The sequence below is a fragment of the Isoptericola sp. NPDC057191 genome (assembly GCF_042670225.1).
Classification (GTDB): Bacteria; Actinomycetota; Actinomycetes; order Actinomycetales; family Cellulomonadaceae; genus Isoptericola.
Genome location: NZ_JBHUWC010000193.1, coordinates 1 through 7,603 on the forward strand (window position 1 = coordinate 1; position 7,603 = coordinate 7,603).

Sequence of the window (7,603 nt, forward strand, 5' to 3'; positions counted from 1 at the left end):
GAGACGGGCCCCGTCTCGAAGGCGTCAGAGGTTGGGCGCGGTCTCCGGGTGCTGGGCGTCGTAGTCCGCGCGCTCACGGTCGATGCGACCGCCGAGGCGCAGCGCCACGACCCACATGGCGACGAACACCACGCCGACGACGAACATCATCGGCAGCAGGAGCCCCGTCGCCAGCACCGGGACCTGCACGACCGACCCCGCGTAGTACCCCAGCGGCGTGCCGACCATGCGGGACATCACCAGCAGCACCACGAAGAGCAGGCCGACGACGGTCCACAGCGCCACCGGCGACTCGATGACCAGCGGTCCGCGCTCGTAGCCGGAGTTGCGCAACCCGTAGAGGGCCACGCCCGCGAACAGCACCACGAACGCCTCCAGCTGCAGCATCATCGACGTGAACTGCACCTTGGCGGGCTTGCGGGGCTTGATGCGGTCCCCCGGGCGGGGGCGGTCGTCCTTGCTCACGACCCCACGATATCCGCGCGCTCGCGGGTCGCGGGACCGTCGGGACCGGAGCCGGCCTCCGCCGCTGCCGCGTCGCCCGCGATCCCGACCTCGTCCACGACCACGTCACCGGCCACGTCACCGGCCACGTCACCGGCCACGTCCCCGGCCGCGACGGCCTTGGCCGGGTCGGTCACCGCCTCGCCGCGCGCCACCATGCCGGCGACGTCGGAGAGCTTGATCACCGGCAGGAAGATCGCGAGCACCAGGCCCAGCACGATGAGGGGCAGGAGGTACCAGAACGACGGCGCCAGGGCGTCGGCGTACGCGTCGATGACGCCCGACTTGAAGGGCTCGGGCAGGCTCTGCACGAGCGCCGGGGTGAGCCCGGCCTCGCCCGAGCCCGCCGCCCCGGCAGGCGCGCCCGCGAAGACGTCCGTGAGGTTGTCCGTGAGGCGCGAGGTGAAGATGGTCGTGAACAGCGCGGAACCGACGGCCGCGCCGATCTCGCGGAAGAAGTTGTTCGCCGACGTCGCGGTCCCGAGCTCGCGCGGGTCCACGGCGTTCTGCACCGCGAGGATGATCGTCTGCATGACGAGGCCCATGCCGGCGCCGAGCGCGAAGATCATCGCCCCGAACAGCCACATGGACATGTCCCCCGACAGGGTGGTCAGCCACACCATCGCGAGCCCGACGATGGCCAGGCCCGCCACCGGGAACACCTTGTAGCGCCCGGTCTTCGAGATGGCGATGCCGGACGCGATCGAGGTCAGCATCATGCCGGCCATCATCGGGAGCATCAGCCAGCCGGACTCGGTCACGCCCGCACCGGTCGACATCTGCAGGAACGACGGGAGCAGCGCCATGGCCGAGAACATGCCCATGCCGAGCACCAGGCCGATGAGCGTGGTGATGGTGAACGTGCGGTTCTTGAACAGGCGCAGCGGGATGAGCGGCTCCGCGACCCGCGTCTCCACCACGATGAAGGCCGCGACGGCCAGCAGGGTCACGACGACGAGGCCCGACAGGCGCCAGTCGCTCCAGTCGTAGCCCTTCGACGAGAGCGACTTCCAGCTCGTGACGAGCACGATCCCGGTCGTGGCGACCGCCATCGTGACGATGCCGGCCCAGTCCACGGGCCGCGAGGAGCGGTGCGACGGCAGCTTGAGCGAGAACCACGCGATGGCGAAGGCGATGATGCCGATGGGGATGTTCAGCCAGAACGTCCAGCGCCAGCCGGGACCCTCGGTGAGCCAGCCCCCCAGGAGCGGGCCGAGCACCGCGGAGATGCCGAAGAGGGCACCCAGCGGACCCATGTACTTGCCGCGCTCGGAGGCGGGCACGATGTCGGCGATGATCGACTGCGACAGGATCATCAGACCGCCGCCGCCGAGGCCCTGCACGGCGCGCCAGAGGACGAGCTCGGGCATGTTCTGCGCGAACCCGGCGCCGGCGGACGCGAGCGTGAACAGGCCGATCGCGACGAGGAACGGCCAGCGCCGCCCGTACAGGTCGCCGAACTTGCCGTACAGCGGCATGCCGATGGCGACGGCGAGGATGTAGGCCGTGATGACCCACCCCTGGTGCTCGACGCCGTTGAGCTCACCGACGATCGTGGGCATCGCGGTGCCGACGATCGTCTGGTCGAGGGAGGACAGGAACATCGACGCCATCAGGGCGCCGAAGATCAGCCAGACGGTGCGCTGCGTCAGGACGACGAGCGGCTTGTCCGGCGCGGTAGGAGCGGCATGGCTCATGGGACACCTCGGATCGGTGGCGCGCGGGGCGCCGGGTAGTGACGGAGCTGGGGGAGGTCGTGGGGCGTGGCCGGGGTCAGGCCGTGAGGATCGCGGCGAGCCGGGCGAGGACGTGCGGCACGCGGTCGCCGACCTCGCCCGTGTGGTCGGTGCGGACCCAGTCGTCCATGGCCGCGCGGGTGACGACGAAGACGACCATGGCGCACATCTCCGGGTCGGCGGGCAGGGGGACGGCCTGGTGCCGTCGCTCGAACAGCGCGACCACCTGGGCCTTGTGGCGTTCGAACCAGGCGAAGTGCCGGCCGAGCAGGCGGGGCTCGCGCTGGAGGATCTCCAGCATCTGCTCTCCCTGGTGCTTCCCCGGTCCGGCGAAGGCGTCGAGCATCGACCGGACGAGCACCTCGAGGTCCGCGGTCAGGCGCCCGTCGGGGCCGCCGGCCGCGAAGGCCTCGCGGACCTCGGCGCCCAGCTCGAACGAGCCCTGGCCGAGCACGGCGTCGTCCTTCGACTCGAAGTAGTTGAAGAACGTGCGCGGCGAGATCTCGGCCGCCTCGGCGATCTCCTCCACGGTCACCGCGTCGAGCCCACGCTCGAGCACGAGGCGCTGGGCGGCGTCGACGATCGCGTCCGTGCGCGCGCGCTTCTTGCGCTCGCGCAGTCCGAGGTCACCGGTGGGAGGAGTCACCGGATAATGATGCACCCGCTGCAACATTGCACCAAGTGCAATGCCTGGTGATCGTCCTCACACCTCGCCGAAGCCACCCTCGATGAGCCCGGCCACGGTGGCGACCGCCTCCTGCGCGTCGGCGCCGCGGGCGGTCACCTCGACCTCGGTCCCGGCCGTCGTCCCGAGCGCCATGAGCTGCAGGACGCTCGTCGCGTCCACGCCCTGCACGGTGACCGGGCCGCCGAACGCGGCTGCCGCGCGGGCCACCACCGCCGCGGGACGGGCGTGCAGGCCCAGCGGGTTGCGGACGGCGACGCGCGCCGTCACCAGGTCGGCGGGCTCGGCCGGGGCCGGTGCGACGTCGCCGGCGGCAGGCACGGCTGGCACGGCAGGCACGGCTGGCACGGCAGGCACGGCTGGCGCGCCTGCCTCCTCCGCGGCCGCGAGCACCGCCTCGACGCTGCCGTCCTGCTGCGCCGCCACCGCCGCCGCCACGGCCCCCTCGACGAACGGCGCGTCGGCCAGGCGCACCCGGCCGGCCAGGTCGTCGTCCAGCTCCAGCGCCGTCTCGACGGTGAGCACGGCCGAGCCGAGGTCGGCCAGCACCACGACACCGTCGGCGCCCGGCAGCACGGTCGCGAGCGCCTCCTGCACGACCTCCAGGGACGTGCCCAGACCGCCATCGCCGTCCCCCGCCCCGCACGCCACGACGACGTCGGGGGCCATCTCGCGGGCCAGCTCGGCCGCCCCCTCGGCGAGCCGCGCGGAGTGGGAGACCAGCAGCAGCCCGACGGTCATTCCGGGTCCGCCCCCGCGCGGTCCACGCCGTCCACGCCGTCGAGCGCCGCGTCCAGCGCCGCACGCAGCAGCAGCGCCGTAGACCGGGCACCCGGGTCCTGGTGTCCCGCGCTGCGCTCGCCCAGGTAGGACGCACGGCCCTTGGTGGCCACGAGCGGCACCGTCGCGAGCGCCCCGGCGTCGGCCGCGTCCGCGGCGGCCCGCAGCACCCCGACCGGGTCCTGCCCGGCGTCCGCGGCTGCGGTGGCCGCCTCGACCGCCGGCGCGAGCGCGTCGACCATCGTCTTCTCCCCGACCTGGGCCTTGCCGCGCGACGTCACGCCCTCGAGCGCCGCCTCGAGCAGGACGACCACACCCGACTCGTCCACGCTCGGGCGGGCGGAGCGCTTCGCGGCCCGCAGGAACGCCGTCCCGTACAAGGGTCCGGACGCGCCGCCGACCTTGGACATCAGCGTGGTGGCCACCAGCATGAGCACGTCACCGACGTCCGCGCGCTCCGCGGTGCCCGGCTCGTCGAGCTTGGCGACGACCGCCTGGAACCCGCGGTTCAGGTTCTCCCCGTGGTCGCCGTCCCCGATCTGCCGGTCGAGCTCGGTGAGCTCGTCCTTCGCCCCTGCCACGACGTCGGCGGTGCGCCGCACCCAACGCTCCGCCCAAGCCACGTCGAGCCCCATCCCCGCACGCCTCCTCGCCTCGGGACGCTCGTCGGCGCCCGTCACCAGTGCAACGCCGCCGTGCGCACCGGCGCGTCCCACAGCTCCCGCAGCTCGTCGTCCAGCCGCAGCACCGTGATGGACGCGCCCTGCATCTCCAGCGACGTCACGTAGTTGCCCACGAGCGACCGGGAGACGGTGACGCCGCGCTCCTCGAGCAGCCCGCGCGCTCGACCATAGACGACGTAGAGCTCCGACAGCGGCGTGCCGCCCATCCCGTTGACGAACAGGAGGACGTCGTCACCGTCCGCCAGCCGCAGGTCCTCGACGACCGGGTCGAGCAGCCGGCGGGTGATCTCGGTGGCGCCGGCGAAGGGAATGCGGTGGCGGCCCGGCTCCCCGTGGATGCCGATGCCGATCTCGACCTCGTCGTCGGGCAGGTCGAAGGACGCCTTGCCCACGTGCGGCACCGTGCAGGCGCTGAGGGCCACCCCCATGCTCCGCACGTTCGCCACCACGCGGCCCGCGACCTCGGTGACCGCGCCGAGGTCGTCGCCGCGCGCCGCGGCCGCGCCCGCGATCTTCTCGACGCACACGGTGCCGGCCACGCCGCGGCGGCCGGCGGTGTACAGGGAGTCCTCGACCGCGACGTCGTCGTTCACGAGGATCGTCGTCACCTGCGACCCCTCGGCCTCGACGAGCTCCACCGCGGTCTCGAAGTTGAGCACGTCACCGGTGTAGTTCTTCACGACGGCGACGACCCCCGCGCCGGCGTCGGCGCCCAGGATCGCGGGGACGATCTGGTCCGGCGTGGGTGAGGTGAACACCGCGCCCGGGACGGCGGCGTCGAGCATCCCGTCGCCGACGAACCCGGCGTGCAGCGGCTCGTGGCCGGAGCCGCCGCCGCTGACCAGCCCGACCTTGCCGGCCACGGTTCCGCCGGCCCGCGACACGTAGACGGGCTCCGTGTGCACGTCGACGAGGTCGGCGTGCGCCAGGGCGAACCCCGCGAGCGAGTCGGTGACCGCGTCCGCGGGGTCGTCGAGCAGCTTCTTCATGTCCTGCCTCCTCGGCTCCCGGCCTGCCCAGCACCGAGGCGGCCTGCCCCCATCCAACACCCGGCGGCGGCGACCCGCAGCGTCCCGGCCCCCGCCCCGGCGACGTGGTGCAGGGGGTGGCGCGGGGGTCCTCAGCCCCGGCCGAGCAGGATCCGCGCGTCCGCGACGGTGATGACCGAACCCGTGACCAGGACGCCGCGTCCCGTGCCGACGCCGACGCGGTCGCCGCTCTCGGCGAGGTCCGCCGCGACCTGCAGCGCCTCGTCGAGGCGGGCCGTGGTGCGGACGCGGTCCTCGCCGAAGATCTCGCGAGCGACCTCCGCCAGGTCCTCGGGGTCCGCGGAGCGGTCCGAGGAGTTGCGGGTCAGCACCAGCTCGGTGAGCGCGGGCTCGAGGGTGGCCAGCAGGCCCTCCACGTCCTTGTCCGCCATGACGGCGACCACGCCGACCAGCTGCGGCAGGTCGAACTCCTCGTCGAGCGCGTCGACGAGCGCCTGCGCACCGTGCGGGTTGTGCGCCGCGTCGACCAGGACGGTCGGGCTGGAGCGCAGCACCTCGAGACGCCCCGGCACGACGACGTCCGCGAACGCGACCTCGACCACGCCGCCGTCGAGCGCGCGCCCGCCGAGGAACGCCTCGACCGCGGCCAGCGCCAGCAGCGCGTTGTGGGCCTGGTGCACGCCGTGCAGCGGGACGAGCACCTCGGTGTAGAGCCCGGCGGGCGTCCGGAGGTCCACGAGCTGACCGCCGACCGCCACCCGCCGCCCTGCGACCTCCAGCTCCAGGCCCTCGCGCAGCAGGTGCGCGGAGACCGCCGCCGCGCGCTCGCGCAGGATCTCCGCGACCACGGGCTCCTGCTCGGCGCTCACCACCGTGGCACCGTCCTTGATGATCCCGGACTTCTCCGTCGCGATCTCCGCGAGCGTCGAGCCGAGCCAGCGCTCGTGGTCGAGGCCGACGGGGGTGAGCACGGCGACCTCCCCGTCCACGACGTTGGTGGAGTCCCAGCGCCCGCCCATGCCGACCTCGATCACGGCGACGTCCACGGGGGCGTCCGCGAACGCGGCGACCGCCATCACGGTGAGCACCTCGAAGAAGCTCAGGCGAGGGCCGCCGGCCTCCTGCGACTCGCGGTCCACCACGCCGATGTAGGGCGCGACGTCCTCCCACACCTCGACGAACCGGGCGGCGCTGAGCGGCTCGCCGTCGACCTGGATGCGCTCGGTGACGCTGGTCAGGTGGGGCGACGTGAACAACCCCGTGCGCAGCCCGTGCTCGCGCACGAGGCGCTCGGTCATGCGCGCCGTCGACGACTTGCCGTTGGTGCCGGTGAGGTGGATCGCGCGGAAGGCGTGCTGCGGGTCGCCCAGCAGCTCGAGCACCCGCTGCACGCGCGCGAGCGTCGGGTCGATGTCGTGCTCCGGCGCGCGGGACATGATCTCGGCGTAGACCTCGCGCAACGACTCGGCGGCGACGGCGTCGTCGGCCGCCTGGCGGGCGGCCTGGCGCTCGGCCGCACGGGCCTTGCGCGCGGCGGACGAGGACTGGTGCTCAGCGTCGGGGGTCAGGTCAGAGGTCACGGTCCGAGGATAGGCGGTGCAGGCCGGCGCTCCTCCCCCGTGGGACCGGGGTCAGCGCGGCGCGAGCACGACGACCGGCGTCTCGCCGGCCCGGTGAGCCGCGAACCGGTCGACGTCGCCCCAGCCCCGGTGGCTCCCGACGAGGGCCCACAGCCGGTCGCGCTCCGGCCCCTGCGCCGCCGTCGCCCGGACGGGCCGCGCGCCGTCGACCGTGTCGACCTCGGCGTCGGGGTGCGCGCGCAGGTTGAGCCACCACGCGGGCGGCGGGTCTCCCCACCCGTTCATCGCCAGGGTGACGTACCGGCCGTCGTCCTCCACGTAGCCGAGGATCACGGCCCGTTCCTGGCCGGAGCGACGCCCGACGACGCGCAGGCGCAGCATGCCGAACCTGCCGCCGGGGGTCGGCCGGCGCAGCGGCCACCGCCCGCCGGTCAGCCGGTAGCCGGCACGCTGGAACGCCCACGCCGAGCGCACGAACCAGCGCGGCGGCACGAACGGGGGGCGGGCGTCGGGGGCGGGCGTCGCGTCCATGGCGGGGGGCTCCTCGCGGGGCGCCGGCGCCGGCGCGCCGGGCTGTCCTCAGGCTAGCCCGCCGCGCTGTCCCAGGCGCGCGGACGCGTGCCCTGCGCGAGGTCGGAGGGAACCT

General features: G+C 73.9%; 8 protein-coding genes. All 8 read right to left on the reverse strand.

The features are described 5' to 3' along the window. Window positions 1-24: 24 nt before the first annotated feature. On the reverse strand, window positions 25-465 hold the full coding sequence (locus tag ACFT55_RS17600) for a DUF4233 domain-containing protein (RefSeq protein ID WP_380245138.1): 441 nt from the start codon (window positions 463-465) through the stop codon (window positions 25-27). Next, window positions 462-2,201, reverse strand: a complete 1,740-nt coding sequence (locus ACFT55_RS17605; RefSeq protein WP_380245139.1) for an MDR family MFS transporter — start codon at window positions 2,199-2,201, stop codon at window positions 462-464. The genes ACFT55_RS17600 and ACFT55_RS17605 overlap by 4 nt, the downstream gene beginning before the upstream one ends. 76 nt (window positions 2,202-2,277) lie before the next feature. Continuing rightward, entirely contained in the window at window positions 2,278-2,886 is a 609-nt protein-coding gene (locus ACFT55_RS17610; RefSeq protein ID WP_380245140.1) for a TetR/AcrR family transcriptional regulator, read from the reverse strand. 57 nt (window positions 2,887-2,943) lie between these two features. Continuing rightward, complete coding sequence (gene dhaM / locus ACFT55_RS17615; protein WP_380245141.1) at window positions 2,944-3,666, reverse strand: dihydroxyacetone kinase phosphoryl donor subunit DhaM; 723 nt, start codon at window positions 3,664-3,666, stop codon at window positions 2,944-2,946. Next, complete coding sequence (dhaL, locus tag ACFT55_RS17620; protein ID WP_380245142.1) at window positions 3,663-4,340, reverse strand: dihydroxyacetone kinase subunit DhaL; 678 nt, start codon at window positions 4,338-4,340, stop codon at window positions 3,663-3,665. The genes dhaM and dhaL overlap by 4 nt, the downstream gene beginning before the upstream one ends. 41 nt (window positions 4,341-4,381) lie before the next feature. Continuing rightward, on the reverse strand, window positions 4,382-5,377 hold the full coding sequence (gene dhaK, locus ACFT55_RS17625; RefSeq protein ID WP_380245143.1) for a dihydroxyacetone kinase subunit DhaK: 996 nt from the start codon (window positions 5,375-5,377) through the stop codon (window positions 4,382-4,384). Between the two features lie 131 nt (window positions 5,378-5,508). Continuing rightward, on the reverse strand, window positions 5,509-6,957 hold the full coding sequence (locus ACFT55_RS17630) for a bifunctional folylpolyglutamate synthase/dihydrofolate synthase (RefSeq protein ID WP_380245144.1): 1,449 nt from the start codon (window positions 6,955-6,957) through the stop codon (window positions 5,509-5,511). Between the two features lie 51 nt (window positions 6,958-7,008). After that, complete coding sequence (locus ACFT55_RS17635) at window positions 7,009-7,488, reverse strand: nitroreductase/quinone reductase family protein (protein ID WP_380245145.1); 480 nt, start codon at window positions 7,486-7,488, stop codon at window positions 7,009-7,011. Window positions 7,489-7,603 lie beyond the last annotated feature (115 nt).